At 65.4% G+C, this 25903-nt stretch carries 23 protein-coding genes; 11 read left to right on the top strand and 12 right to left on the bottom strand.

Annotated features, from left to right (window positions below; genetic code table 11):
- Positions 1–157 precede the first annotated feature (157 nt).
- Positions 158–898 (top strand): bestrophin-like domain, encoded by a 741-nt coding sequence (locus ACVWYP_RS31030; protein ID WP_028342705.1) that lies wholly within the window; start codon positions 158–160, stop codon positions 896–898.
- A 469-nt stretch (positions 899–1367) separates the two neighbouring features.
- Positions 1368–1748 carry a COG4315 family predicted lipoprotein gene (locus ACVWYP_RS31025; protein ID WP_304495961.1) on the top strand — a complete coding sequence of 127 codons (381 nt, stop codon included), beginning with the start codon at positions 1368–1370 and terminating at the stop codon, positions 1746–1748.
- Positions 1749–1916: 168 nt separating this feature from the next.
- On the opposite strand, the gene ACVWYP_RS31020 is transcribed toward ACVWYP_RS31025, so the two are convergent.
- Complete coding sequence (locus tag ACVWYP_RS31020) at positions 1917–2498, bottom strand: HdeD family acid-resistance protein (RefSeq protein WP_038383264.1); 582 nt, start codon at positions 2496–2498, stop codon at positions 1917–1919.
- Between the two features lie 244 nt (positions 2499–2742).
- On the opposite strand from ACVWYP_RS31020, the gene ACVWYP_RS31015 reads away from it, so the two are divergent.
- A complete protein-coding gene (locus ACVWYP_RS31015) occupies positions 2743–2964 on the top strand; it encodes a dodecin (RefSeq protein WP_026192947.1) in 222 nt (73 codons plus the stop codon).
- A 361-nt stretch (positions 2965–3325) separates the two neighbouring features.
- On the opposite strand, the gene ACVWYP_RS31010 is transcribed toward ACVWYP_RS31015, so the two are convergent.
- From ACVWYP_RS31010 to ACVWYP_RS30995, 4 genes are all read right to left on the bottom strand, one after another.
- Positions 3326–3886, bottom strand: coding sequence for a GNAT family N-acetyltransferase (locus tag ACVWYP_RS31010; RefSeq protein ID WP_304495960.1), 561 nt, complete (start codon positions 3884–3886; stop codon positions 3326–3328).
- Positions 3887–3904: 18 nt separating this feature from the next.
- A complete protein-coding gene (locus ACVWYP_RS31005; RefSeq protein WP_304495959.1) occupies positions 3905–6262 on the bottom strand; it encodes an Orn/Lys/Arg family decarboxylase in 2358 nt (785 codons plus the stop codon).
- A gap of 106 nt (positions 6263–6368) precedes the next feature.
- Complete coding sequence (locus ACVWYP_RS31000; protein WP_304495958.1) at positions 6369–7520, bottom strand: DJ-1/PfpI family protein; 1152 nt, start codon at positions 7518–7520, stop codon at positions 6369–6371.
- Positions 7521–7721: 201 nt separating this feature from the next.
- Positions 7722–8318 (bottom strand): tetratricopeptide repeat protein, encoded by a 597-nt coding sequence (locus tag ACVWYP_RS30995; RefSeq protein ID WP_304495957.1) that lies wholly within the window; start codon positions 8316–8318, stop codon positions 7722–7724.
- A 262-nt stretch (positions 8319–8580) separates the two neighbouring features.
- Between ACVWYP_RS30995 and ACVWYP_RS30990 the strand changes: the two genes are divergently transcribed.
- Positions 8581–8964 (top strand): ester cyclase, encoded by a 384-nt coding sequence (locus tag ACVWYP_RS30990; RefSeq protein WP_304495956.1) that lies wholly within the window; start codon positions 8581–8583, stop codon positions 8962–8964.
- 28 nt (positions 8965–8992) lie between these two features.
- On the opposite strand, the gene ACVWYP_RS30985 is transcribed toward ACVWYP_RS30990, so the two are convergent.
- Together ACVWYP_RS30985 and ACVWYP_RS30980 are read right to left on the bottom strand one after the other, a co-directional pair.
- Positions 8993–10726: an adenylate/guanylate cyclase domain-containing protein gene (locus ACVWYP_RS30985; RefSeq protein WP_035632256.1), complete on the bottom strand. Its 1734-nt coding sequence runs from the start codon at positions 10724–10726 to the stop codon at positions 8993–8995.
- 129 nt (positions 10727–10855) lie between these two features.
- Positions 10856–11410 (bottom strand): PAS domain-containing protein, encoded by a 555-nt coding sequence (locus ACVWYP_RS30980; protein WP_304495955.1) that lies wholly within the window; start codon positions 11408–11410, stop codon positions 10856–10858.
- Between the two features lie 498 nt (positions 11411–11908).
- Between ACVWYP_RS30980 and ACVWYP_RS30975 the strand changes: the two genes are divergently transcribed.
- Together ACVWYP_RS30975 and ACVWYP_RS30970 are read left to right on the top strand one after the other, a co-directional pair.
- The gene (locus ACVWYP_RS30975; protein ID WP_168856741.1) at positions 11909–12706 is read left to right on the top strand and encodes a rhomboid family intramembrane serine protease; all 798 of its coding nucleotides are present in this window, start codon (positions 11909–11911) and stop codon (positions 12704–12706) included.
- Positions 12707–12898: 192 nt separating this feature from the next.
- On the top strand, positions 12899–13327 hold the full coding sequence (locus tag ACVWYP_RS30970) for a CBS domain-containing protein (protein ID WP_028336151.1): 429 nt from the start codon (positions 12899–12901) through the stop codon (positions 13325–13327).
- A gap of 3 nt (positions 13328–13330) precedes the next feature.
- On the opposite strand, the gene ACVWYP_RS30965 is transcribed toward ACVWYP_RS30970, so the two are convergent.
- Positions 13331–14377: a patatin-like phospholipase family protein gene (locus ACVWYP_RS30965; RefSeq protein ID WP_028342694.1), complete on the bottom strand. Its 1047-nt coding sequence runs from the start codon at positions 14375–14377 to the stop codon at positions 13331–13333.
- 277 nt (positions 14378–14654) lie between these two features.
- Here ACVWYP_RS30965 and ACVWYP_RS30960 point away from each other — a divergent pair, with 277 nt between their 5' ends.
- Positions 14655–15731: a hypothetical protein gene (locus ACVWYP_RS30960; protein WP_304495954.1), complete on the top strand. Its 1077-nt coding sequence runs from the start codon at positions 14655–14657 to the stop codon at positions 15729–15731.
- 183 nt (positions 15732–15914) lie between these two features.
- Complete coding sequence (locus ACVWYP_RS30955) at positions 15915–18392, top strand: putative bifunctional diguanylate cyclase/phosphodiesterase (RefSeq protein WP_304495953.1); 2478 nt, start codon at positions 15915–15917, stop codon at positions 18390–18392.
- A gap of 110 nt (positions 18393–18502) precedes the next feature.
- Here ACVWYP_RS30955 and ACVWYP_RS30950 read toward each other — a convergent pair whose 3' ends face one another.
- Both ACVWYP_RS30950 and thrS read right to left on the bottom strand, forming a co-directional pair.
- The gene (locus tag ACVWYP_RS30950; protein WP_304495952.1) at positions 18503–19066 is read right to left on the bottom strand and encodes a nitroreductase family protein; all 564 of its coding nucleotides are present in this window, start codon (positions 19064–19066) and stop codon (positions 18503–18505) included.
- 84 nt (positions 19067–19150) lie between these two features.
- Positions 19151–21199, bottom strand: a complete 2049-nt coding sequence (gene thrS / locus ACVWYP_RS30945) for a threonine--tRNA ligase (RefSeq protein WP_304495951.1) — start codon at positions 21197–21199, stop codon at positions 19151–19153.
- Positions 21200–21418: 219 nt separating this feature from the next.
- On the opposite strand from thrS, the gene ACVWYP_RS30940 reads away from it, so the two are divergent.
- Together ACVWYP_RS30940 and ACVWYP_RS30935 are read left to right on the top strand one after the other, a co-directional pair.
- Positions 21419–22705: a hypothetical protein gene (locus ACVWYP_RS30940; protein ID WP_304495950.1), complete on the top strand. Its 1287-nt coding sequence runs from the start codon at positions 21419–21421 to the stop codon at positions 22703–22705.
- Between the two features lie 105 nt (positions 22706–22810).
- Positions 22811–23947, top strand: coding sequence for an MFS transporter (locus ACVWYP_RS30935; protein WP_304500330.1), 1137 nt, complete (start codon positions 22811–22813; stop codon positions 23945–23947).
- Positions 23948–24029: 82 nt separating this feature from the next.
- Here ACVWYP_RS30935 and ACVWYP_RS30930 read toward each other — a convergent pair whose 3' ends face one another.
- Positions 24030–24197 carry a hypothetical protein gene (locus tag ACVWYP_RS30930; RefSeq protein WP_016843922.1) on the bottom strand — a complete coding sequence of 56 codons (168 nt, stop codon included), beginning with the start codon at positions 24195–24197 and terminating at the stop codon, positions 24030–24032.
- Positions 24198–24321: 124 nt separating this feature from the next.
- Positions 24322–24633 carry a membrane protein insertion efficiency factor YidD gene (gene yidD / locus ACVWYP_RS30925; protein WP_304495949.1) on the bottom strand — a complete coding sequence of 104 codons (312 nt, stop codon included), beginning with the start codon at positions 24631–24633 and terminating at the stop codon, positions 24322–24324.
- 369 nt (positions 24634–25002) lie between these two features.
- Here yidD and ACVWYP_RS30920 point away from each other — a divergent pair, with 369 nt between their 5' ends.
- Positions 25003–25848, top strand: coding sequence for a COG3904 family protein (locus tag ACVWYP_RS30920; RefSeq protein ID WP_304495948.1), 846 nt, complete (start codon positions 25003–25005; stop codon positions 25846–25848).
- Positions 25849–25903: the final 55 nt, after the last annotated feature.

The following is a 25903-nucleotide window of genomic DNA, read 5'->3' as shown; positions in this document are numbered from 1 at the left end:
GGTATCTCCTCTGGAGCGCCCCTCGCGCTCTCGCCGGACGTTCCCGAAACCTGTCCGGACTGGATAGCGCGTGGGGACGGCTAGTCAACCGGACATGCACCGCCGGGCGTCCCTTGCTATCCTGCGGACCTGATTCTCTCGCAGGTTTTCGCAAGCCGTGGTTGCATTCATCGTCGCCGTCCTGATCTTCGTCCTGCTCGGCGGCGCCGCGCTTGCGACCATGGCGATCCATGCCCGGCTCGCCGATCATCACCGCAGCGACGAGACCAATACCTCGGTACGCCTGGTCGCGACGCTGTTCGTCACCATGCCGTCGCTGCTGCTCGGACTGATGATGAACAGTGCCGCCAACACCTATGTGGCGGTCGACCGCAATTTGCATGTCTTCGCCACCGACCTCATCCTGCTCGATCGCGGCCTGCGGCCGCTCGGGCCGAGCGCCGACGAGCCGCGCAAGCGGCTGCTCGCCTATGTCGAGCAGGTGCTCAAGGATGTTCCGATCTCACGAGCGAACGAGGTGTCCGAGCGCCTGCTCGACGAGGTCGGCACCAGCCTGCGCGAGCTGCGGTTCGACGACGAGCAGAAGGTCGCGCTGTGGAACGACGCCCGCTCGGTCTACCGGCAGGCGGTGCAGCAGCGCTGGACCTTTGTCGAGCAGTCCGACGGTTCGTTTCCGTCGCCGCTGATCTGCATCCTGGTCGGGTGGCTGACGCTGATGTTCGCGACCCTCGGCTTTCGCGCGCCGCGCAACGCGGTGGTGATCTCGACCACCATCGCCGCCGCGGCGCTGATCTCGGCCGCGATCTACCTGATCCTCGAAATGAGCACGCCGTTCTCCGGCCCGATCCAGCTCTCCGACCGCCCGCTGGTGCGCGCGGTCGAGGAAATCAGGCGGTAGGGCGCCATGAGATCGGGTGAGTAGAAATCGCAAAGGGGGTGCACTCGCTCTCCCGCAAGCGCAGGGCTATCGCATATCGTGGCGGTGCCCTCGTGGCCATCCTTCGAGACGCCCGCCTTCGGCAGGCTCCTCAGGATGAGGTCTTGTTTGCGGCACAATAAGTAGACCCTCATGGTGAGGAGCGCCGCTTGCGGCGCGTCTCGAACCACGAGGCCAAGCACTTGCGCGTCGCCAAGGGGCATATGCGATAGCCCTGACCGCAAGCGAGAGAGGCGCACTGAGCTTGCCGCTAGGCCGCTTCAACCAAAACTCATGCTGCGCTGGCTGCCGGTATCGGCACGCGCCTCCGGCTTTATTCCCCTCGCATTGATCGCCGTCCCGAAAATTCTTCACGCGCGATCAGCGGAATAGCGCGCGCCCTCCGGAGTCCTTACGCATGCAAGCCATTTGCATTCGAAAAGGAGACATCATGAAGACATCGATCGCGCTCGCCACCGCCATGTCGCTTGCGCTCGCCTCGACCGCCTTTGCCGCGCCGCCGACCAAGACCGGAACCACCGCGAAGGGCTCCGTCCTCACCGACGCCAAGGGCATGACGCTCTACACCTTCGACAAGGATTCGGAAGGCAAGTCGGCCTGCAACGGCCCCTGCGCGACGAACTGGCCGATCTTGAAGGCTGACGCCAGCGACAAGGCTGAAGGCGGTTACACCATCATCTCGCGTGACGACGGCTCCAAGCAGTGGGCCTACAAGGGCAAGCCGCTCTATACCTTCGCCAAGGACCAGAAGGCCGGCGACATCACCGGCGACGGCTTCCTCAACGGCGCCTGGCACCTCGCGCAGCCCTGAGCGCTTGCAGGCGGATTGAGCGTAGGGCGGGTTAGCGCAAGCGCAATCCGCCGTCTCTCCGCACGCATACATGCGGCGGGTCACGCGGAGCCTGCCATCGGGCCGCCCTGCGGGCGGACCCGTTGGCTAACCCGCCCTGCGATCCCTGGCTGAAGCGACGATCGCGCCTCACGCCCTGCGCTTCAGCGCCATGCCCATGCTGATCCAGCTCACGCCGGCGCAGATCAGATCGACGCTGAGGAAAATGCCGAGCACGTAGAGGCTCGACACCGGCCAGCGCGCCAGGATCATGGCGCCGAGCACGAGCGTGATCAGGCCGGAGACCGCAACCATTCCCCACGGCGCTTCCGAGTTCATGCCGAAAGCGAGGAAGATGCGGACGATGCCGGAGACCACGAGGGCAACGCCGAGGAACAGCGTCAGCGTCGCCGCGGCGAGCAGCGGGTTCTCGAAGGTGATGAAGCCCGCCACGACATAGAGCGCGCCGAGCAGCAGCCAGAACAGGAATTTGCCCCAGGTCTTGAACTGGAACGCGTTGATGATCTCGGCGACGCCGGCGACGATCATCATGGCGCCGACGAACAGCACGCTGACGACGGTGGCGAAGAAGACGCTGCCGAAGGCGAGCACGCCGGCGATCAGGTAGATCACGCCGAGGGCGACGATCCAGCCCCACTTGGCGCGGAGGTTGGAAAGCCCGGATCCGAGGCTGTGAGGAGGTGTGGCGGGTGAGCTGGACGCAGTGGACATCGTATCGCTCCCGAATACTTGATGAAACCATGCTACCATAGGTCAAGGCACGGACAAGGGCGGGTGCGCAGCTGGCACGAAATGCATGCTGGCACCAAAGGCGCCGCGACACGTTGATTCAATTCGTCCGGCGTGTTGCCGCGCAGCATTCGTCGGTTTGACGACGGCCGGCCCGCATCGGACGATGGACTGTCCGGACCGCAGCGCAAGCGGTCCGGATCGCGCATCCACAGAGGAGGTCGACATGCCTGCCACCCACGATAAGGATCACGTCTACAAAATCCTGGAACTGGTCGGATCATCGGACAAGAGCATCGAGGCGGCGATCGAGAACGCCGTCAGCCGCGCGTCAAAGACGATCCGGGAAATGAAGTGGTTCGAGGTGGTGCAGACGCGGGGCCATATCGAGGACGGCAAGATCCGGCACTACCAGGTGGCGCTGCGGGTCGGCTTTACGCTGGAGTAGGGCGGCCTCGGTTCGTCATTCACGGGTGCGCAATTCGAACGCGAACCTGCGCCCCACTGTGCTGTCATCGCCCGGCTTGACCGGGCGATCCAGTACGCCGCGGCCTCTCGGTTCAAGCACAGCCGTCTCTGGAATACTGGATCACCCGCTTTCGCGGGTGACGACACCGCGCTGTTTGACGTCCTGAATTGCGACGCATCCTCATCGTCGTCCCGGCGAAGGCCGGGACCCATAACCACCGAAGGTGATTATTGCGCGACGCTGGGGCCGCAGCTTTCCTCACCAACTCAACCCTGTGGTTATGGGTCCCGGCCTTCGCCGGGACGACGCACGTGGAAAAAGCGGTGCCGCCAGGCCCCCATCACCGTCGCGACAGCGGCGCGGGGGGCGGCGGGGCGGTGGCGCCGGCGGCGAGCGAGCGCTGCACCATCACGGTGTCGGACCAGCGGCCATAGCGATAGGCGACACCGGGCAAATGCCCGACGCGGGCGAAGCCGAAGCGGTCGTGCAGCGCGAGCGAGGCGGCGTTGTCGCTGTCGATGTAGCCGATCATCTGGCGGAAGCCGGCGGCGGCGCAGGTGTCGATCAACTCCTGGAGCAGCCGGCCGCCCACACGCTGGCCGGTGAAGCGGTGATGCACATAGATCGAATGCTTCACCGTGTAGCGGTAGGCCGGACGCTTGCGGAACAGCACGACATAGGCGTAGCCGACCACCTCGCCGTCACTGATGGCGACGAGATGGGGCAGGCGGGTGTTGCGCAGATTCTTGCGCCGGTCGCGCAGATCGTCGGGCTCCGGCGTGCCGCTGTCGTCGACGCTTTCCTCGACGCCGCGGCGGATATGGTGGCGGTAGATCGACAGCATGGCGTCGACGTCGCTGTCGCGGGACGGGCGGACGGTGATCTTGTGATCATTCTCCATTGTGTTGCGTCCGTTCGCCTATTCGGACACGACATAGGTGTAGAAGCGGACGCGGCCGGAGTCGTCGATCTCCTTGTAGATGCCCTGGACTTCGACCTCGAAGCCAGGGAACGCATTGAAACTCGCCTCGAACATCTTCAGATAATCGATCATCGGCTTGCTGCGTTCCGACAGCCGCTCGCCGGGCACGATGGTGGCGATGCCGGGCGGGTAGACCACGAACGGCGTCGCGGCGACGCGGCCGAAGATCTGGTCGATCGGCAGATAGTCGACATCGTTGCGGATGAGATATTGTGCGGCCTGGCGCGGCGACATCGCGATCTCGGGCAGGTGCTCGGGCAGGAATTGCCTAGCCTGCAGCGTGCTGACGCTGCCGTCGCGGAAGAAGCGGTGCATGTCGCCGCAGAGGTCGCGCAGCCGCACCCCGCTATAGCGTTGCGGGCGGCGGCGGAAGAATTCGGGGATGACGTCCTCGATCAGCGCGTTGTCGTCGTGCAGCTTCTTGAAGGCGACGAGCCCCGACACCAGCGTGCCGGCCTTGCTGGCCTCGACGCCGGGCGTCAGCAGGAACAGCAGGGAGTTGAGGTCGTTTTTCTCGGCGACGATCTGGTTCTCGCGGAGATATTGCGCCACCACCGGCGCGGGGATGCCGTGATCGGCGTAGGCGCCGGTGGCGTGATCGAAGCCCGGCGTCAGCAATGTGAGCTTGTTCGGGTCGGTCATGGCGAAGCCCGCGGTCAGCTCGGGGAAGCCGTGCCAGGTTTCGCCCGGACTGAGCTGCCAGTAGGACGGAGTGGTCGCGAGCTGATCGGTCGAGATGGTCTCCCAGGCGACATTGTGCACGCCGTTCTCGCGCGCGACATCGGGGATCTTCACACGGTCCGGCACGAACGGCTCGAAGAACCAGCGCCGCTCGGCCCGCGTCTCTTTCTCCTCGAACTCGCGCTTCACGGCGCGGATCTTCTTACGCAATTCGATGCCGAGCCGGATCGTGTCGTCCCACAAGACTTCGCCGGAACGGCCCTTCATCATCTGCGCGCCGACATCGAGCGAGGCGAAGATCGGATAGAACGGCGAGGTCGAGGCGTGCTGCATGAAGCTTTCGTTGAAGCGGCGGTGCTCGACCCGGCGCTTCTGGCCCTTGATGTGGCGGTCGCGAATGTGGATCTGCGAGGCCTGCGAGAAGCTCGCGAGCTGCTTGTGGGTGGATTGGGTCGCGATGATGCCGGGGGCCTCGGGGCCGAGATCGGACAGTCCCATGGCGAAGCGGCCGGCATAGATCGGGTGAAATTTCATGAAGCCGGCCCAGGCCTCGTCGAACAGGATATAGTCGCAGAGATGGCCGATCCGCTTGAGGATCATCTCGGCCGAGTGGATGGTGCCGTCATAGGTGCACTGCTCGACCACGGCGACGCGGAACGGACGTTCCTTCTTCCAGGCGTTCTCGTCTTTGACCAGCGGATGCTTGCGGATGTGGTCGCGCAGCGTGCCCTCGTCGAGCAGGTCCCAGCGCATCGGGCCGATCAGGCCCCAGGCGTTGCGCACCGTCGGCACGTAGACCGGGATGCCGCCGCCGATCAAAAGCGCGCCGTGATGCGCGGCCTTGTGATTGTTGCGGTCGAACAGCACGAGGTCGCCGTCGGTAACCAGCGAGCCGAGCGCGACCTTGTTGGAGGTCGAGGTGCCGTTGAGAACGAAATAGGTCTTCTCGGCGCCGAAGATCCGGGCCGCCTCCTTCTGCGCCCGCAGCGCCGGCCCCTCATGGGTGAGGAGGTCGCCGAGGTCGAGCACGGAATTGTCGAGGTCGTCGCGGAACACCGCTTCGCCGAGATGTTCGACGAACACCCGTCCGATCGGGCTGCGGCTGTAGAACACGCCGCCATTATGGCCCGGGCAGGTCCAGAGCTGGTTGCCTTCCTCGGCATAATCGACCAGCGCCCCGAAGAACGGCGTCTTCAGGTTCTCGGCATATTGCTTCAGCCTGGAGATCAGGTTCTTGGCGATGAAGGGCGGGGTCTCCTCGGACAGGAACACGTAGCCGTCGATGAAATCGAGCACCTCGACCGGCAGGTCCTCGAACCGCTTGCGCCGGATCAACAGGATGATCGGGAAGTCGAGGCCGCGCCGACGCATCAGGTTGATCAGTGCCGCGGTCTTTCCTTCAAGGCCCTTCTTGCCCCAATCGACCACCATGCAGCCGATCGCAGCATCGGTCTGCACCGCGATCTCGGCATCTTCCAGCTTGCGGGCGCGAACCACCTCGAAGCCGGAGCGCTCGATCTCGGCGATGATCTGGTTGAAGCGGATGCCCTCGAGGTCGTCGGCCTCGAACACCGGCGCAGCGAACAGGAAGTTGAAGCGTTTGAAATAGTCCATGCGTGTCCCCGAACTGGTCCGGCGCTGACGTGTCGGCACAATTCATGACAGGCAGATGACAATGGGGTGGATCGAGGATCGAATACGTTGTTGGGGACGCAATCCCTCACTGCACGGCGTCAGCCCGTGGATATTCGAGCTGCATGGCGACGAAGTCCGCCGTACCGCGGCCATAGCGTGTCTCGATCCCGGCGAGCGCCCGGTCAAGTGCCAGCGCGGGCGGCGCGGTGCCGACCGCGGGCAGCAGACCATCTGCGGACCAGGCTGGCGCCACGACCTGCGGATAGACGCGCAGGCCGTTGCGGGTCGTCACGACGTCGCCGGTCGCGGCGAAAGTCACGGCATGCGAGCGATAGGTGCGCGACCAGCTGTCGGCGACCAGCGCAAGCGAGACCTCGTCGACGCCGGGAACAAGCGCGAGGCCGAGCTGTTCCCGGTTCCAGAACGCCAGGGTGTTCCGGATCGCGGTCAGCGCAAAGGGGCGGGTGAACTTGAAGGCGTTGCTGTCATGCCGCGCGTCCCAGCCGGGCAGGCCGATCTCGCGCGCGACGGCCTCGGCCCTGGCGCGGCCGGCGATCGCCTCGATCAGGGTCAGCGACATCGGCATCGACGCCGAAATCCCCGTCGTCGTCGCGACGCCGTGGTCGACCACGATGCGGCGGCCGGCGACATAGCGGATCTCGGGATGCTTGTTGCGCCAGTTCTTCAGGTAGAACCAGTGCGTGGTGGCGCGCCTGCCGTCGAGCAGGCCGGTCGAAGCGAGCACCTTGGCGCCGGCGCAGACGGCGACGATCACAGCGCCTTTCTCCGCCTGCAGCCGGATCCATTGCATGACTGTGGGATCGTCGTCGCGGCTCATCGCCGGCACGATGACGTAGTCGGCGCCGTCGGGATGCGCTGCATCGAATGCGGCGATGGTCGCATCAGGCTCGACCTTCAGCACCGGGAACAGCGCGACCGGACCGGGTCCCGTCGCCAGCGTGACGACATCGGCAACATCGGCGCGCTTGAGAATGCCGTAGGGCATCAGATAGTCGGTGGTCTCGGTCATGTCGTTGATGCCGAGGATCGCGATCAGCGGTCGCGCCCGCTTCGGCGGCTTCAGCGCCGCGAGCGTTGCATCCTGCTCGGCCTGGGCGATCGGAGGCGGAAGGCGGAACGCCGATGCGGCGGGCAGGGTGAAGAGCCAGATGCCGCCAATGATTGGAACCAGCGCGGCAACGGCGATGCCGCTCCACGCGAGAAGCCGCCAGGTCATGATGATCGATCTCAACGTATCCGCGTGCGTCGCCCGGCCCGCAAGCTACTCGCCGGTCACGTCGACCAAAACGGCGAAATTCCCGCAAAAACGGACACGCCAACAACGCGGCTCAAATGCGTAGCCCGGATGGGCGACAGCGACATCCGGGGCCGGTCCTTCCCCGCATGTCGCTCCGCTCACGCGGGCTACGCGACGCGCTCAGTAGACGAGGTTCGTACCCGGCGGCTTTTCCAGTGCCGCCGCCAGCGTCCGATACTCCTCGCAGTCGGTGCCACAGATCTCGGCGATCCGTTGCAGATGATACTGCGCCTGGTCGCGGTTTCCCTGTTCGATCTGCCACAGGCCGTAGTAGTTCCACGTCAGGACGTGGTTCGGATCAGCCTTGAGCGCACGTTCGTACCAGACTTGCGATTGCTTGTAGTCGCCGAGCTTGCGATAGGAATAGCCGATCAGGTTCGCGACGTTCGGATGATCGTCGCGGCCGAGTGCGTGCAACTGATCGATCGCGGCGGCGTAGTCGTTGCGTTCGTAGATTGTCGCATAGGCCGCGCGATAGCCGTCGCGGAATGCCGGGTCTTCGAAGCCGGACTGCTTGACGGGTTTCTTGACCTTGTGCGTGGTCTTTCTGTCCTTCTGCTGGGGATAGGACGGCGCGGGAGTGCCGTAGCTCGACCCGTATGGGTCGCCACCACCACCACCGCCGCCGCCTCCGCCAGCCGCGATGGCGGTCTGCGGCGGGAACAGAATGATCGGCGCTGTCAGAAATGCCGCAAGCATCATCGGTGACTTGATCATGGACACCTCCCGATTTGATAAGGACAGCCATCGGCCTGAAGCACTAACTCCCGATCGCGGGAGACATTCCGCGCGTTCTGAGAAATTGTTTGCCGAAGCGGCAATCGCACTGTCTCTTCGGGACGTCGCGCTTTCACGTGCACGCTGGCTGAGTGTTTTGTTGGCGCCGTCGGACATCGGGAGTCGAAACTAACATCGGTGTTAGAATCGCACTCAGATGCTCAATGTCCATCTGGACCCGCGGCAAGGAGAACGATCGACGATGACAACGGACCTCGCCGAGATCTACCGGAACTACATTGCCTGTTTGAATCGCCAGGACTGGCCGCAACTCGGTCGGTTCGTCGACGAGGATGTGTGCCACAACGGCCGGCGGCTCGGATTATCCGGCTATCGCCAGATGCTGGAAGGGGACTTTCGCGACATCCCGGACCTTCGCTTCAACATCATTCTGCTGGTGTCGGATGCGTCTCATGTCGCGAGTCGGCTGACGTTCGATTGTTCGCCGAAGGGGCGATTTCTGGGTCTCGCTATCGACGGCAAGCGCGTCTCCTTCGCCGAGAACGTGTTCTACGAATTCCGCGACGGGAGGATCGTGCAGGTCTGGTCGGTGATCGACAAGGCCGCGATCGAGGCCCAGCTGTAGCGGCGGAGCCTGGATGAGCGCGGCGCCGCTATTTCTGCTCCGGATGCCAGGCGCCGTCCCAATCCGCCGCCGGCGGGTTCTGCTGAAAGGCCGCGACCCGTGCCTTCATGGCGATCGACGGGCCGTCGCCGGGCGCCGCCGCCAACGCCGCGGTGAAGGCTTGCTCGGCGTCATCCCAGCGGCGGTCGCGATAGGCGGCGAGACCGTCCGCGTAACGCTGCCGCAACTCGGTCTGCGCCGGCGTCAGTTCGTCCTTCTTGCCGAGGATTTCGAACACCGCGACCGGCTGGGTCTGCCCCATCACGACGAGACGATCGATCTCGCGGAGCTCGATGGTTGCGGCACAGGCTGCGGCGGTTGCTTCCGAGATCAGGCTGCGGCTGCCGTAGAACTTGTTGGCGCCTTCCAGCCGCGAGGCGAGGTTCACGGTGTCGCCGAGCACGGTGTAGCTCATCATGAACTCGGAGCCGATGCTGCCGACCAGGGCCTCGCCGGTGGCAATCCCGATCCGGATGTCGCAATCGGCCGGGATCACGCGCACGCCGAGCAGTTCGGGCAGATCCTTGCGCAGCTGGTTGACCTGGCCGATCATGTCGATGGCGGCAAGCGCGGCCAGATGGGTCTGCTCGGCTTCCTCGACGAAGGGCGCGCCCCAATAGGCCATGATGGCGTCGCCGATATATTTGTCGATGATGCCGCGATGCGCATGGACCGGCGCCGACATCGTCGACAGATAGAGGTTCATGATCTTGACGAGGCCGCTCGGCGTCACGCCCTCGCTCAGGCTGGTAAAGCCCTTCATGTCGCAGAACATCACCGTCATGACGCGGCGCTGTCCTTCGGTCGCGGCGATCGCCGGCTGTTCGAGCAGGCCCTCGGCGATCCGCGGGTTGATGTAGCGGCCGAACGTCTCGCGGATGCGCTGGTTGTGGCGCAGCGTCTCGATCATGCGGTTGAAGGCGGCCGACAGCTGGCCGATCTCGTCCTGGGTCGTGATGGTGATGGCGCCGTCGAGGCGGCCGGCCTCGACCTCGCGGGTGCTTTCGAGCAGGCGCATCACCGGACGCGTGATGCCGCTGCCGACCAGCATCGCGAACACGAAGCCGAGGATCGCGGCAATGGCGGTCACGACGCCGGAGATGATGATCGCCCGCTGCTGGGCACTCATCACCTTCGCAGCGGCCGAAGCAACCTGCGCCAGCATGTCGGAACGGATGGCCTCGATCCTGGTGTTGAAGTCGTCGCGCAGGGCATCGGCGCGGAGCGTGGTCGCTTTCGCCGCCGCAAATTCCTTGGCGTCGATCTGCTCGAGCAGCGTCTTGTTCTCTGCGTTCAGACGCATCAGGAGGTCGTTGACGGCATTGTCGATGCGGTCGTCGAGGCGTCCGAGCGCGGCGTTGTCGGATGGCGTCGAGGGATCGGCGATGATCGCATCGATCAGCGTGCGCGCCGCGTCGGCCTCGCGCTTGATCAGGGGCTCGATCTCCTCGAAGGCCTTGCGCGCGCTTTCGTAGCCGGAATCTTCGCCCGGCGCCTGCATCTTCGCCATCATCATCCGGCGCATGGCGAGCGAGCGCTCCAGCGCGCGGATGTTGACGCGGGCGAGGTGGCCATAGGCGGGGATGTAGCGGTTGGTGAGCTCGTCGAGGAGATGGCCGACCTGGCCCGCCATCACCATCGACAGCAGCGAGGTGATCACCGCGAGGATGATGAGTCCCGCAGCAATACCGACGATCTTCTGCCTGATCGAGTTCCGAAACATGCCCAGCCCGGCCGCAACTGCAATGAGCGGGTCCGCCCCGCCGTGACGGCCAGACAGCTAATAGAGTTCCGCGGGGCGCGGTGCAAGCGACCGACGCCTGCCATCCCGTCCCAAGGCGGGCGCCGGCGGCTAGCGCAGGCCTTCGTAGACCATCAGGCCGCGCGCGATGGCGAGCTTGCGCAGGGTCCGCGGCACAAACCGCTCCTGGGGATGCAGGTAACGCCACGAGGTCAGCACCAGGTCGTGCAGCCGGATGACGTCGTCCTCGAACGGGGCGAGCAGGCCGGTGAGGCTCGCCGGCATATGGACGCGGGCGGTGAAGGGGAGCAGCAGCAATTCAAGATGCGCCTTGGCGCCGGCCTCGGTCGTGGCGGTGATGCCGGCGATGGCCGGCAGGGTCTCTTCGACGACGCAGGTGATGATGTCTTCGATCTCGCCGCGGCTCTCGTCGGTGAACAGGGCGGAAAAGCTCCGGTTCTTGAGATCGCAGCCGAGCAGGGCGGAGGTGCGGGTGCCGGCGACGCGGAACGGAAAGCGGGTCTCGCCGTCATAGGACAGCACGAAGATGTCGGACAGGAGGTCGCGGACCGCGGACGGCTCGAACTCACTCCTCTCAGGTGCACGTGCGTTGCCGCGCTTCGCATTCCAATACGCGAAGAACGCGCGGCTCGAGCTGTGTTTCATCTAAACCTTGCCCGGCGCCTGTCTCAGCGGGACACATCTGTCCCGGTTTTGCTCAGGCGCCTTCCCTTCTCTGTTGTGCAGGGAAGGCTGTGCAGCGTCCATGCCGTGGCCGCGCTTTGGGCGGCTTATCGGCAGCTTTGTGTTGTTAACGTAAATTTAACTATGTCCTTGGCGCCCGTGGAACCTGTGGGTAGGGTCCGCGCGTTCCCGTTCGTGCTGGCTGCCCCAAGCGCCGGCGCCGTTGGTACACAGGTGGCGTCAAACAGTTTGGTCACCGTGCGGGGAGGGGTGGGGACGTTCTCCCGATCCCTCCGGGGCACGAGAAGACCAGCCGATCAGGGAGGGCGTTCTCAGCGCCCTCCCTTTTCTTTTGTCCCGTCTTTTGTCCCGATTCCGCGCTGCGCGACACCCGGTGTCCGATTTCGGGATTGTGCACTTGCACAGGGGTGCGAAAGCCGCCTATCTCTGATCCACCGCCGCATCGAGGTCGCCGACCCCTTGGACTCCCATCCCGAATCCCCGCTCGCGCCGCCGCCGGAGGCGCCGCGCGAGCCGATCCTGACACTGCCGCCGGCGCTCACCGCCTACATCCTCCTGATCGCGGCGATCCATCTGCGGGTGCTGTTGCCGCCGGAGCTGGAGAACTGGACCATCGACGTCTTCGGCTTCATCCCGAAGCGCTACGATTCGACGCTGCTCGACATCACCTTTCCGGGCGGCGAAGGCGCCAAGGTCTGGACCTTTGTCACCTATTCGCTGCTGCACGCCAACCTCACCCATATCGGCTTCAACGTGCTGTGGCTGCTGCCGTTCGGCAGCGCGCTGGCGCGGCGCTTCGGCGCGCTGCGCTTCTTTGTCTTCATGGCGGTGACGGCGGCCGCCGGCGCGCTCGCGCATCTGTTGACCCATGAGCACGCGATTGCGCCGATGATCGGAGCGTCGGCTTCGGTGTCGGGGACGATGGCGGCGGCGATCCGCTTTGCCTTCGTGAAGGGCAGCTTCCTGTCGTTCAGCCGTGGCGATGCCGAGGCGGCGGCCAAGGTGCCTGCGCTGTCGCTGTGGCGGGCGCTGCGCAACGGACGCGTGCTCGCCTTCCTGGCGATCTGGTTCGGCGTCAACATCCTGTTCGGCGCCACCTCGCTGTCGCTCGGCGGCGAGGGCGCGAGCGTCGCCTGGCAGGCGCATATCGGCGGCTTCCTCGCCGGACTGCTGCTGTTCTCGTTGTTCGATCCCGTGCCGCGCACGCGGGACGATGCTGCAGATGCGTCGTCGGTGGATCAGTCGGGGCGCGTCTGATCGCCGCTTGCGGCCTGGATCGAATTCCTCCATCATCTTTGCGAAGCAGAAACAAAGCGGGCCGACAAATCGAGCCCTGCTACTCACCGCGCCCCGGAACCGAAATCGGCGCGGAACTGTTGATTGAAGACTCTGGCGAACAGGCTCGACCCCGCCCAAGGCGGGGCACGAGCGGATTCAGGGAGGCCGACAATGACGGTACGTTCCATTCTCGATGCAAAAGGCCATCAGGTCATGAGCGTTGCGCCCGGCGCGAAGCTCTCGGCCGCGGTCAAGCTGCTCGGCGAGCGCAAGATCGGCGCGGTGCTTGTGATGGAGCAGAGCCGCATGGAGGGCATCCTGTCGGAGCGCGACATCGTGCGCGTGCTCTCTGAGCGCGGCGCAGGCGCGCTGGACGAACCGGTCAGCGCTGTCATGACCAAGAAAGTCGTGAGCTGCCGCGAGTCCGATACGGTCAGCGGCATCATGGAGATGATGACCACGGGAAAATTCCGCCATCTTCCTGTCGTCGAGGACGGCAAGGTGGTCGGGCTGATCTCGATCGGCGACATCGTCAAGCGGCGCGTGGAGGAATATGAGCGCGAGCAGGAGGCGCTTCGCGACTACATCAAGACCGCCTGAGTGCTACTTCCCGGTGCTGCCCGCGCCGCTCGACGGCGGCACCAGGATGTCGATCGCTTCCTCGATTGCGCTGATGGAGCGTTCGGCGGCGCGTATGCCGTGCGCGATCAGGTCGTCGGCGCGGTGGAAGTCGAACCAGCCGATCTGACCGACCCGCGGCGAGATCAGCATGTCTGGCGGATCGCCGGCAAGGCGTGCGCGGGTGATGCGGTCCTGCATGATGTTGAAGGCGTCGACCATGACGCTCGAGATGCCGGGCCGGCTGGCGCTGCCGAAAAACTCCCGCTTCACCGTACGTTCGGCGGAGAAGAAGCGGCCAAACCGGCGCTTCGGCGGCTCCGGCTCGAGCTCGGCGTCGGCGGTCACCGCGACCGTCACCTCGGGCGCGGCCGACGGGCCGTGATTGTAGATCGTGGTCGAGTGCGCGAATACGTCGCTGGAGAGGTTCGCCGCAATGACGATCTCGGCGCCGAGCGCGCGCGCGGCCGAGACCGGCACCGGATTGACCAGCGCGCCGTCGACCAGCCAGCGGTCGCCGATCAGGACCGGCGCGAAGATGCCGGGCAAGGCGTAGGAGGCGCGCATGGCGTCGACCACGCGGCCCTGGGTCAGCCAGATCTCGTGCCCGGTGCGCACTTCGGTGGCGACGCTGGCGAACTTGACCGTGAGGTCCTCGATCATGACCTGGCCCAGCGCCGCCTCGATCTCGGCGGCCAATTTGGCGCCGCGGATCAGGCCGGAGCCGTTGAGGCGGATGTCGAGGTAGCCGAGCACGCTGCGCGGCTGCAGGCCGCGCGCCCACTGCTCCAGCGTCTCGATATGGCCGGCCGCGTAGGCGCCGCCGACGACGGAGCCGATCGAGGTGCCGACCACCACATTGGGGACGATGCCGTGGGCCAGCAGGGTCTTGATGATGCCGATATGGGCAAAACCGCGCGCGGCGCCGCCGCCGAGCGCAAGCCCGATGACTGGCCGGCGAACCGTACCCAGTCCTACCTTGTCGGGGCCGTCGGAGCTCTTGTGGCCTCGGCCCATCCAGCTGTCCAACACGACAAATCTCCTGCCAGCACGAGACTAGGCCGCGCAGCATGGCTGCGCCAGCGTCGTCCGTCTTCATGGTTATTCCCACAGGCATAATTCATGCCCGGGTGGTCCGCGGTAGGCAGGGAATGTGACTGGACCGCGACGATGGGGCTAACATCGGCTTGATCGCGCGGTTCCAAATGGCGGACGCTGCCCGCCCGGACTGTGACAAAGCCTTGGACGCCGCCTGGATCCCCTTGGACGAAGGCTTGAATTTGCCGCGTTTTCGTTGAAAAGCATGGTGATGACTTCGAGGGGTAACGGCATCGGCGGATGCGGGCGGGGCATGCGGCTCCTACCGCGGTTGACGCTTGCGGCATTTTTGCTGGCCCTGATCCCCGGTTCCGTATCAGCGCAGTTCTTCAGCGACCGGCCGCCGCCGATTCCGCCCGCCTCGGTCCCGGAGGTGCCGTCGGGTCCGGCGCTCAACCTGGCGCCGCCATCGGGCGGCGGTTCAGGGCCCGTTCTGCCCGGCCCGCTGAACCAGCCGACCATCGTCCAGCCCTCGATTGCGACCGTGCCGCCCGTCGTAGCGGCGCCGCCGGCCGGGTCGCCGGCCGCGGGGCAGGCGGTGCTGTCGCTGACGGCGCGGTACGGCAAGGACCTGCCGGTCATCAATGCCGGGCTGGTGTGGCGGGTGTTCGCCGACAAGCCTGACGACAACGGCACCTACAAGCTGGTCCGCGAGGAGCGCGGCGCGACGCCCAACGTAGTGCTGCCGCCCGGCAACTATGTCGTCCATGTCGCGCTCGGCCTCGTCAGCGCGGTGCGCGCCGTCAGCCTGAAGTCGGAGACCGACCGCGAGTCCTTCGTGCTGCCGGCCGGGGGCCTGCGGATCGAGGGCCGGGTCGGCAGCAGCAAGATCCCCGCCAACCAGATTTCGTTCGCGATCTACAAGGGCAGCCAGTTCGACGGTTCGGACCGTGGACCAATGGTGCCGAACGTAGCCGCCGGCGACGTCGCACTGCTGCCCGAGGGCACCTACTACATCGTCTCCAACTATGGCGACGCCAACTCGGTGGTGCGCTCCGACATTCGCGTCGGGGCGGGCAAGCTGACCGACGTCACCGTCACCCATCGCGCCGCTGTCATCACGCTCAAGCTGGTCAGCGAGCGGGGCGGCGAGGCGCTTGCCAACACCGCCTGGTCGGTGATTACGCCGGGCGGCGACGTGATCAAGGAATCGATCGGCGCGTTCCCGCGCGTCGTGCTCTCCGAGGGCGAGTATCGCGCGATCGCCAAGAATGAAGGCAAGGTGTTCGAGCGCCCCTTCAACGTCGTCAACGGCGTCGATGGCGAAGTCGAGGTCGTGGCGCGTTGACGTCCGACCGGCCTGCATTTCATGCAGCTGTCATAGTCCCTAAGGTGAACTAACCATCGCGCGAATTTGAGCCGTCATAATCGCTCGCGGCGATACCGGGCCTGCCTATTTTTACATGGCGTTAAGCCGCGGCATGACTTGGATGCCGTGGGGACTAGTGTTTGCGTGGGGCGTGCCGTGGTCATGGCCAACAAGAAATCAGCAAAGACATCGGCCAAATTCAATTCCGAGATGTTCGCCGACGTACCGGTTCTGCAGCGCAAGTGGCAGGCCGCGGTCCGTCCCGGCGAAAAACTGCCGCACTATGAAGACGTGATGCTCGGCAGTCTCGGCCGGCTCGCGGATCATATCGTGCTGCTGCGGAGCGTCGATGGCATCCTCAGCGTCTCGCACGCCGGCCGCTATGTCCAGACATGGCTGAACGACGAGCGCTGGGACATTCCGCTCAGCGCGCTGCCGCCGGACTGCGCCACCGCGCTGACCGAAGCGGCCGCAAACGCCCGCGAGAACTGCCGGCCCTATCTGGCGTCAGCGCATTGCGTCCGCGACGGGTTGGTGCGGACCTTCGACGTGCTGGCGCTGCCGACGCGGTCGCGCTGGGGCGGTATCCTGGTCGGCGTCTACGTCAACGAGCGCAATGCGCAGTACAATCTGCTCGATACGATTTTCTCGGCCGCCGACGAGGGCGTGCTGTCGCTCGCAGCGATCCGCGATGCGCGCGGCGAGCCGGCCGACTTCCAGATCGTGCATCTCAACCAGGGCGCCGCAAGGCTGCTGATGCAGCCTGCGACCGAATTGCTGTGGCGCCGGCTCAGCGCCGGCGGCAATCCGCTTGCGGCGCCGGCGGTGATGAACCGTCTGCGTGGATTCGTCGGCGGCGGCCCGGGCGGGCAGTTCGAGATCGACAGCGGCGATCGCTGCCTGCGGCTCGGCGTCACGGCGTTCGGCGACATGCTGTCGCTGACCGTCTCCGACGTTACCGCGCTGAAGCAGCGCGAGCTGTCGTTCCGCCTGCTGTTCGAGAACAACCCGATGCCGATGTGGGTGTTCGCCGCCGGCACGATGGAATTCCTCAGCGTCAACGACGCCGCCGTTCAGCACTATGGATACAGCCGGGAAAAGTTTCTCGGCATGACGCTGCGCCAGATCTGGCCGGTGGACGAGTGGAGCGTGCACAGCGCCGCCTTGCGCGAGATCGGCGACGTTTATCAATCGAGCCGCGACTGGCGGCACATCAGAGCCGACGGCAGCGAGATCCATGTGCTGACCTTCGGGCGCAAGGTGGCGTTCGAGGGCCGCGACGGCTATCTGGTCGCGGTGGTCGACATCACCGAGCGCCGCGCCGCCGAAGCGCGGATCGCGCATATGGCGCACCATGACGGGCTCACCAATCTGCCGAACCGCGATTTCTACCAGGAGCGCCTGCGCGAGGCGCTGGAGCGCGGCCGGAGCGGCAACAAGCGCGTCGCGGTGATGTGCATCGACCTCGACCTGTTCAAGAACGTCAACGACTCCTTCGGGCATCCGATGGGCGACCGGCTGCTGAAGCTGGTGGCGGAGCGGCTGCGCGAGGTGGTCCGCGACGACAACGTGGCGGCCCGCCTCGGCGGCGACGAGTTCGCGATCGTGCTTGCGGCCGACGTTTCGCCGAACGAGGCGAGCGCTTTCGCCGAACGGCTGATCGATGCGCTGAGCGCGCCCTACAACATCGACGGGCTCGAGGTCGTGGTCGGCGCCAGCGTCGGCATCGCGCTGTCACCGGGCGACGGCACGACGTCGGAAGAGTTGATGCGCAATGCCGACATGGCGCTGTACCGCGCCAAGTCGGAGGGCGGCGGCGTGCATCACTTCTTCGAACCGGAGATGGATCAGCAGGCGCAGAAGCGCCGCGACATGGAGCGCGATCTGCGCGCGGCGTTCAGCAACGGCGAGTTCGAGCTGTACTACCAGCCGCTGGTCGATATCGCGGCCGACCGCATCTCTGGCTTCGAGTCGCTGCTGCGCTGGCGGCACCCGCAAAAAGGCATGGTCTCGCCCGCGGAGTTCATCCCGGTCGCCGAAGACATCGGCCTGATCGTCGCGCTCGGCGAATGGGTGCTGCGCGAAGCCTGCTCCGAGGCGATCAAGTGGCCCGCCGACGTGAAGGTGGCCGTCAATCTGTCGCCGGTGCAGTTCCGCAGCCGCAATCTGGTCCAGGCCGTGATCTCGGCGCTGGCGCATTCCGGCCTGCCGGCGCGGCGGCTCGAGCTCGAGATCACCGAGTCGGTATTTCTGGCGGAGACCGAGGCCAACCTCGCGATCCTGCATCAGCTGCGCGAACTGGGCGTCAGCATCTCGATGGACGATTTCGGCACCGGCTATTCCTCGCTGAGCTATCTGCGCAGCTTCCCGTTCGACAAGATCAAGATCGACCGCTCCTTCGTGAAGGATCTGGCGCGGCGCTCCGATTGCCTCGCGATCGTGCGCGCGATCTCGGGGCTCGGCCGCAGCCTCAGGATCACCACGACGGCGGAAGGGGTCGAGACGACAGACCAGCTCGACTGGCTGCGCGCCGAAGGTTGCAATGAGGTGCAGGGATTTCTGTTCAGCGCGGCGCGGCCGGCCGGCGAGATCGCGGCGCTGCTGAGCGGTTTTGCGGAGCGTGCGTCGAAGGCGGCGTAGTCGTCATGCCCGGCAATGGCGAGGGCTTTTGTAGCCCGGGTGAGCGAAGCGACACCCGGGACGAGTGTCCCGCATATCGCTCCGCTCATGCGGGCTACAAGGCTATAACCCTAGAACCGCGTCACGATATCCGACAGGGCCGGGCGCGGGCGGTCCTCGCTCGGCCTGGTCGGGGTGCCGATGTGAATGAACCCGACGAGCTTCTCGTCCGGCTTGAGGCCGAGGCCGTCGAGCACGTCGCGGTCGAAGACGAACCAGCCGGTCAGCCAGCAGGCGCCGTAGCCGAGCGCGGTCGCCGCGGTGACGATGTTCATCGCGCTGGCGCCCGCCGACAATTCCTGCTCCCACGGCGGCACCTTCGGGTGCGGCTTGGTGAAGGAGACCACGCCGATCACCAGCGGCGCGTCGGTCAGGCGCTTCTTCTCGACCTCGATGTCGGAGGCCGGCGCCCCGGGATTCTTCCGGGCGAAGACCTTTGCGATCACGTCGCCGGCCCGCGCGCGGGCATCGCCCTCGAACACGATGAAGCGCCAGGGCGCGAGCTTGCCGTGGTCGGGCACGCGCGCGCCGATCGTCAAAATGGTCTCGAGCTCGGCCGCGGACGGGCCCGGGCCGGTCATCTCGCGCGGTTTCATCGAGCGGCGCGTCTTCAGGAGTTCAATGGCATCGGGCACGGAAATGTCCTTCAAGGGGAGTCGTGCCCTCAAGATGGGGGCACGACCAGGCCAACGAAAGCCAGTTTAGACCGATTGTGAAGATCAGGCGACGGTTCGCGCCCGCTTCACGTCGGGCGGCGTCGCCTCATCCACCAGCGCGGCGATCGCCTCATCGGTCGGCATCACGGTCTGCCGCTCGCTGCCGAGGCGGCGGACCGAGACCGAGTGGGTCTCGGCTTCCTTCTTGCCGACGACGAGCAGGGCCGGGATCTTGGCCAGCGAGTGCTCGCGGACCTTGTAGTTGATCTTCTCGTTGCGCAGGTCGATCTCGACCCGGAGCCCGGCGCGGCGCGCAGCGGCCGCCACCACCTTGGCGTACTCGTCGCCTTCGGAGGTGATGGTCGTGACCACGAGCTGGGTCGGCGCCAGCCAGAGCGGGAAGTTGCCGGCATAGTGCTCGATCAGGATGCCGATGAAGCGCTCCATCGAACCGCAGATCGCGCGGTGCACCATGACGGGTGCCTTCTTCGAGCCGTCATGATCGATGTAGAATGCGCCGAACCGCTCCGGCAGGTTGAAGTCGACCTGGGTCGTGCCGCACTGCCAGTCGCGGCCGATGGCGTCGCGCAGCACATACTCGAACTTCGGTCCGTAGAACGCGCCTTCGCCCGGATTGATCTCGGTCCGGATGCGGTTGCTGCCCTTGGCCTTGATCTCCGACAGCACCGTCGCCATCACGCGCTCGGCGTGATCCCACATCTCGTCGGTGCCGACCCGCTTCTCCGGCCGCGTCGAGAGCTTGACGGTGAGCTCGCCGTCGAAGCCGAAATCGGCGTAGGTCGACAGGATCAGGTCGTTGATCTTGAGGCATTCGTCGGCGAGCTGCTGCTCGGTGCAGAACACATGGGCGTCGTCCTGGGTGAAGCCGCGCACCCGCATCAAGCCGTGCATCGCGCCCGACGGCTCGTACCGATGCACGACGCCGAACTCGGCGAGCCGCAACGGCAGGTCGCGGTAGCTCTTCAGCCCGTGTTTGAAGATCTGCACATGGCCCGGGCAATTCATCGGCTTCAGCGCGAACCAGCGCTTGTCCTCGGCCTCGTCGCCGGCGGACTGCGCCGCGAACATGTTCTCGCGGTACCAGTCCCAATGGCCCGAGGTCTCCCACAGCGCCTTGTCGAGGATCTGCGGGGCGTTGACCTCGTTGTAGTCGCCGAGCAGCCGGCGCCGCATATAGGCGATCAGCTGCTGGAAGATGGTCCAGCCCTTGGGGTGCCAGAACACCACGCCGGGGCCTTCCTCCTGGAAGTGGAACAGGTCGAGCTCGCGGCCGAGCTTGCGGTGGTCGCGCTTCTCGGCTTCCTCGATCTGCTTGAGGTAGGCGTCGAGGTCTTCCTGCTTGGCGAATGCCGTGCCGTAGATGCGGGTCAGCATCGGATTGTTGGAATCGCCGCGCCAATACGCGCCCGCCACCTTCATCAGCTTGAAGGCGTTGCCGATCTTGCCGGTCGAGGTCATGTGCGGGCCGCGGCAGAGATCGAACCAGTCGCCCTGGAAGTAGATCTTGATCGGCTCGTTGCCGGGAATGGCGTCGACCAGCTCGACCTTGAAGGCCTCGCCCTTGTCGCGGAACACCTGCTTGGTCTTCTCGCGATCCCAGACTTCCTTGGTGAACGGCTTGTCGCGCGCGACGATCTCGCGCATCCGCTTCTCGATCGCAGCAAAATCTTCCGGGGTGAACGGCTCGTTGCGGAAGAAGTCGTAGTAGAAGCCGTTCTCGATCACCGGGCCGATCGTGACCTGGGTGCCCGGCCACAGCGACTGCACGGCCTCCGCCAGCACATGCGCGGCATCGTGCCGGATCAGTTCCAGCGCGCGCGGATCTTCGCGGCCGATCAGCTCGATCTTGGCGTCGGCCTCGATCGGATCATTGAGGTCGGCAAGCGTGCCGTCGAGCGCCATCGCGACGGTGCGCTTGGCGAGCGAGGGCGAAATGCCTTTGGCGATGTCGAGACCGGTGGTCCCTTTCGGGAAATCGCGCCTCGCTCCGTCAGGGAAGGTGAGGACGATCTTGTTCACGGGTTCTGCGGGTTTGAGGTTAGAGAGGCTGTACTGGAATCCGGATTCGGATTTGGGCGGCGTATCGGCCATGGTGTCTCCTGTAGCTCACTCCTGCGAACGAGCGCAGGTAAGCGGAAAGCAGCGGTATAGCAGGGGATTTGACGCCTGCAATCCGGCAATATCAAGAAAATGGGCCTCCGGCCGCACCGAATCGAGGGAGGCTTGCCTGCACCGGACGCGTTGCGACGCAGCCGATCATCGTCTAACGTCCGGCGTCATTTTTCAGCCATCGCGCGATCCGCAAGGTTCATGTTTTCCCGTCTCCTGTTTTTCCTGGCGTTGCTTCTGATCCCGGGCGTGTTGCGGGCGGAAGAAACACCGGTCCAGAAGGCCGGATTTGCGAAAAAGCTGACCATCTATCTCGCCCATGGGCCAGCGAATGCCTGCGGCGCCGGCTGCGATCGCTGGATTGCGATCGAAGGCGAGATCGATCGGGAAGCCGCGCAGCGGATTCGCACCTTCCTCTTTCCGATCAAGGATCGGCAGCTTCCGATCTACCTCCATTCGCCGGGCGGCAACGTCGAGCAGTCCTATGGGATCGCGCGGTTCCTGCGCGCGCACAAGGCAATCGCCCGGGTCGGCCGTACCATCGTGCCGGCCTGTTCCTCAGGCACGCAGGTCGACGCCGCCTGCCTGAAGATCAAGGCTGCGAAGGGGGAGGTCGAGGCCGAGCTCACCACGCGCAACGCGATGTGCGTCTCGGCCTGCGCCTATCTGTTCCTGGGCGCGACCAGCCGCGAAGTGGCGCCCGACTCGGTGCTCGCGGTGCATAATTCCAAGCTGATGTTCGTCGTCCACGGGCATCCGCCCGCGCAAGTCGTCGCCGACTTCAGGCGGCGCGAGATGGTGAACGCCGACCGCGACCGCAATGTATTCCTCGCGGCGATGGGCATCAGCCACGAGCTCAGCGACCTCATCAAGTCGGTGAAGTTCGAGGACCTGCACGTGCTGACGCGGCCGGAGCTCTATCGATTCGGCATCGATCCGCGGCCGCTGCCGGAAACCCTGTGGGCGGTCGAGAAGGAGACACGGCCCTATGTTCGCAAGATCGTGCAGCAGAAAAGAGCCGACGGCAGCTCGTTCCGCATGATGGAGTGGCGGCTGTTCTGCGAGAGCAAGGATCGCGGGCGGCTGATGTTCGTGCGCGAGTTCGAGGAGGGGGCAGCCGGCAAGAGCACGGTGGCGATGATGGCCGGCGCGACCAGGACCGTCGCATTCGGCCGGTCGGCGCGGTTCGGCAAATATGAGGTCTGGAGCGAGGCGGTGACCTCGGACACCGTCAAGGCGATGCTCGCAGCCCCGCATCTGCAGATCGGCGAAAGCGCGCCGGCAACCGACGGCAAGTCTGATACCAAGCCTGACGGCAAGTCCGGCTTGACGACATTCGATATCGACACCACCGGGCTGGAGCGGGGTTGGACGCAGCTTCTGGCATCATGCCCGGCGGCGACCGCCGGCCCGAAGCCTGCGAGCCCGTTGCCGGCCGCGGTGTCGCCGAGTGTCAGCGCCGTGCCGGCGGCATCGCCGTCGCCATGAGCCCAACAGGCGCGTTCGATCAGGTGTCATGCATTTAGATGCAGTTGCATTGATTTTGGAGTCTGCTAACAACGCGGCGTGAAACGCTTCGCTCCCACCGCATTGATGCTCGGCAATATCGTCACCGGCTGCTCGGTGCTGGCGCCGGCCGGCATGCTGTCGGAACTGTCCGACGGACTCGGCGTCACGATCCACACCGCGGGTCTCCTGATTACCTTCGGCGCGATCGTGCTGTGCGTGGGCTCGCCGGTGACGGCGTGGTTGACCAGCCGGATCGAGCGGCGGGCGCTGCTGACGGCGACGCTGCTGGTGCTGACGCTGACCAATGCAGCCTCCGCTTTCGCGCCGAACTACGACAGCCTCCTGATCATTCGGCTGGTGATGCTCGCGGTCGGCGTGCTCTACACGCCGCAGGCGGCGGGTACCGCGGCACTGATCGTGCCGGTGGAGAAGCGCGGCAGCACGATTGCCTACATCTTCCTCGGCTGGTCGCTTGCCGCCGCGATCGGGCTGCCGCTAATCACCTTCATCGCAAGCCGCTACGGCTTTCGCGTGACCTATGGCGCGATCGCGCTGACAGGGCTTGTGAGCTCCCTGCTGCTGTGGTGGCGGCTGCCCGGCGGATTGCACGGCGCGCCGGTTGACCTCAGAACCTGGGTCGATCTCGGCCGCAATCCGATGGTCATTCTGCTGCTGTCGATCACGACGCTGCAGATGTCCGGCCAATTCGTGGTGTTCACCTTCATGGGGCCGCTGCTCGCCAAACTGACCGGCGCCAATGCGGACGCCGTCGGGATCGTGTTCGCGCTCTACGGCATCTTCGGGTTCGTCGGCATCGTGATCGCAGCGCGCGTGGTGGATTCCTGGGGCGCCTGGAAGACCTCGGTCCTGTTCACCGTGCTGCTGCTCGCAGGTGTTGCCGGCTGGGCGCTGAGCGCCGGCGCCTACGCCTTGATGGCCGCCTCGGTCGCGGTTTGGGGCCTCGGCTTTGCATCGACCAATTCGATGCAGCAGGTACGCCTGGTCGGTGCGGCGCCGGCGCTCGCTTCGGCGTCGGTCTCGCTCAATACCTCGGTGCTGTATATCGGCCAGGCCATCGGCTCCGCGATCGGTGGCCTGCTGTTCGCCCGCGAATGGCTGCACAGCGCGGGCTACGTGGCCACGGCCTTCGTCGCGGCGGCCCTCGCGGTCGTGGTCATCACGCGGCCGCGACGGACAGCCGCCACCGCCGCAGCCGAGTGAACGGTTGGCTTTCACGCTTGTGTTCGCGAGAGCATCCCAAGCAACGATCCGCGTGCGGAACATCAGGGAGCTCGGCTGCGCGTCACCACCTCACGCTTTGGCTGGGCACGATGAACGCCGTCGTGCTCGGCTTGTTGGGATTGTGGGTGAAGTAGCCGTAAGCGGCGACGATCACGACGAGCAAGGCAAGCACCGCCAGCAAGTCGATCTGCCGGGGATCATGACCGTTGTGGCTGATTTTCCAGCGCATTGTTGTTTCCTCCCCAAAGGGGCAACGAAACAATGCGCCAACTATCGCCACAGTTCCGCCGGGCAGCAATGCGCGCCGCGCTTGGACCTGCCGCAGCAACCGATCAATTCTCGTTGACGCCGCGTCAACCGTCGTTGACGCCGCGCCAGCGGCCATAGCGCCAGGGCAAGTACCAGCGCGCCCCAAGCGGCTTCGTCAGCGGGACATTATCGATCCCGGATGTTCCCCAGGGCTGGCAGCGCAGCAGCCGCGCCAGCGTCATCCAGCCGCCGCCCCACAGGCCGAAGCGTTCGATCGCCTCGTCGCCATAGACCGAGCAGGTCGGCAGATGCCGGCAGTTGTAGCCGACCAGCGGCGACAGCGTGTGCCGGTAGATCCAGATCAGGGCGCGGCCGAGGTTGCGCGGCAAGCGGCGCATGGTGCTGGCACAGTCCATGCATCGTGGATGGTGTGTCGTTGAATGGTCTGTCGGCGGCATACGCAAGTATGTACGTAGTCTTGCGGGGGTTCCAAGCCAAGGAACTGTTTTGTTGCAGATATTTACGCCACAGTTCGTTATTATTGCACAGCACCGATGGCGCTGCAGCAAGGGCTCTATGGACGGTCCGGGTCAGCAACGCTACCGTTCCCATAACGCGCCGCTGACAGAATCGTGGCGCATTGCCATGGGGCCATTGCCACCGCTCGCATCACCAAGGGCTTGGGGGAAGGAACCAAATTGAGGCTCGTCAAGTCGCTCTCGTTGCGCAGTTGGGCGCTTACCGGCGCCGTTGCTCTTTGCTTCGCAGCTTCCGGCACCGCCGCCATGGCGGGCGGTTCCGCGCAGGCCAATTCGATCCTCGAAGAGCGCAAGCTGCCGATGAAGTTCAGCTGGATCGCCTGCCAGCCGAATTGCCGTGGCTGGGTGTCCGCGGTCGGCATCATCACGGCCGATAGTCCGAGGGAATTCGACGAGTTCGCGCGCGGCCGCCAGCTCAACGGCGCCACCATCGTGCTCGATTCCAGCGGCGGCTCAGTCAACGACGCGATCGCGCTCGGCCGCCGCTTCCGCGGTCTCGGCGTGCTGACCACGGTCGGCACCAGCGTCGTCAATCAGGTCGCGCAGGGCGGCCGCGCGAGCGTTCTGCCGGATGCCTATTGCGAGTCGATGTGCGTGTTCCTGCTGCTGTCGGGCAAAACGCGCTACGTTCCGCCGGCCGCCCATGTCCGCGTGCATCAGATCTGGATGGGCGATCGCGCCGACGACGCCAAGGCCGCGAGCTACACCGCGCAGGACCTGATGATCGTCGAGCGCGATATCGGCCGTCTTGCCAAATACACCTTCGACATGGGCGGTGCCGGTGATCTGCTTGCGCTCTCGCTCAGCGTGCCGCCGTGGGAAGACCTGCACGAATTGTCGGCGGCCGAATTGCGGCTGACCAATCTCATCACCACGGATGCGGTTGCCGACGTGCTGCCGCGGCAGGACAACAGCAAGGACAACGCAATTCCCGTCGCCGAGGCGAGGCCGAAGAACAACGATCGCTTCGTGAGCAACACGATGGAGGGTGAGGCGCCACAGGCGGCGAGGGCGACCAAGACCGCCGAGGCCGTGGTGCCGACCGGCGGCAGCGCAGCGCCGGCGCCGGCGCCGGTCCAGCCCGCGCAGTAAGCACGGACATTGTCGCGTCGTTCCGGGACGCGTAAGCGGACCCGGAACCTCGAGA

The sequence above is a fragment of the Bradyrhizobium sp. USDA 3262 genome (assembly GCF_054060035.1).
Note: the sequence above shows the minus strand (reverse complement) of the source record. Positions and strands in the feature narration are given on the sequence as shown.

Bases quoted from the DNA above. Each gene is read 5' to 3' on its own strand.
- ACVWYP_RS31025 (WP_304495961.1), top strand. From the start codon at position 1,368: ATGAAGACATCGATCGCGCTCGCCACCGCCATGTCGCTTGCGCTCGCC.
- ACVWYP_RS31020 (WP_038383264.1), bottom strand. From the start codon at position 2,498: ATGTCCACTGCGTCCAGCTCACCCGCCACACCTCCTCACAGCCTCGGA.
- ACVWYP_RS31015 (WP_026192947.1), top strand. From the start codon at position 2,743: ATGCCTGCCACCCACGATAAGGATCACGTCTACAAAATCCTGGAACTG.
- ACVWYP_RS31010 (WP_304495960.1), bottom strand. From the start codon at position 3,886: ATGGAGAATGATCACAAGATCACCGTCCGCCCGTCCCGCGACAGCGAC.
- ACVWYP_RS31005 (WP_304495959.1), bottom strand. From the start codon at position 6,262: ATGGACTATTTCAAACGCTTCAACTTCCTGTTCGCTGCGCCGGTGTTC.
- ACVWYP_RS31000 (WP_304495958.1), bottom strand. From the start codon at position 7,520: ATGACCTGGCGGCTTCTCGCGTGGAGCGGCATCGCCGTTGCCGCGCTG.
- ACVWYP_RS30995 (WP_304495957.1), bottom strand. From the start codon at position 8,318: ATGATCAAGTCACCGATGATGCTTGCGGCATTTCTGACAGCGCCGATC.
- ACVWYP_RS30990 (WP_304495956.1), top strand. From the start codon at position 8,581: ATGACAACGGACCTCGCCGAGATCTACCGGAACTACATTGCCTGTTTG.
- ACVWYP_RS30985 (WP_035632256.1), bottom strand. From the start codon at position 10,726: ATGTTTCGGAACTCGATCAGGCAGAAGATCGTCGGTATTGCTGCGGGA.
- ACVWYP_RS30980 (WP_304495955.1), bottom strand. From the start codon at position 11,410: ATGAAACACAGCTCGAGCCGCGCGTTCTTCGCGTATTGGAATGCGAAG.
- ACVWYP_RS30970 (WP_028336151.1), top strand. From the start codon at position 12,899: ATGACGGTACGTTCCATTCTCGATGCAAAAGGCCATCAGGTCATGAGC.
- ACVWYP_RS30960 (WP_304495954.1), top strand. From the start codon at position 14,655: ATGACTTCGAGGGGTAACGGCATCGGCGGATGCGGGCGGGGCATGCGG.
- ACVWYP_RS30955 (WP_304495953.1), top strand. From the start codon at position 15,915: ATGGCCAACAAGAAATCAGCAAAGACATCGGCCAAATTCAATTCCGAG.
- thrS (WP_304495951.1), bottom strand. From the start codon at position 21,199: ATGGCCGATACGCCGCCCAAATCCGAATCCGGATTCCAGTACAGCCTC.
- ACVWYP_RS30940 (WP_304495950.1), top strand. From the start codon at position 21,419: ATGTTTTCCCGTCTCCTGTTTTTCCTGGCGTTGCTTCTGATCCCGGGC.
- ACVWYP_RS30935 (WP_304500330.1), top strand. From the start codon at position 22,811: ATGCTCGGCAATATCGTCACCGGCTGCTCGGTGCTGGCGCCGGCCGGC.
- ACVWYP_RS30930 (WP_016843922.1), bottom strand. From the start codon at position 24,197: ATGCGCTGGAAAATCAGCCACAACGGTCATGATCCCCGGCAGATCGAC.
- yidD (WP_304495949.1), bottom strand. From the start codon at position 24,633: ATGGACTGTGCCAGCACCATGCGCCGCTTGCCGCGCAACCTCGGCCGC.
- ACVWYP_RS30920 (WP_304495948.1), top strand. From the start codon at position 25,003: ATGGCGGGCGGTTCCGCGCAGGCCAATTCGATCCTCGAAGAGCGCAAG.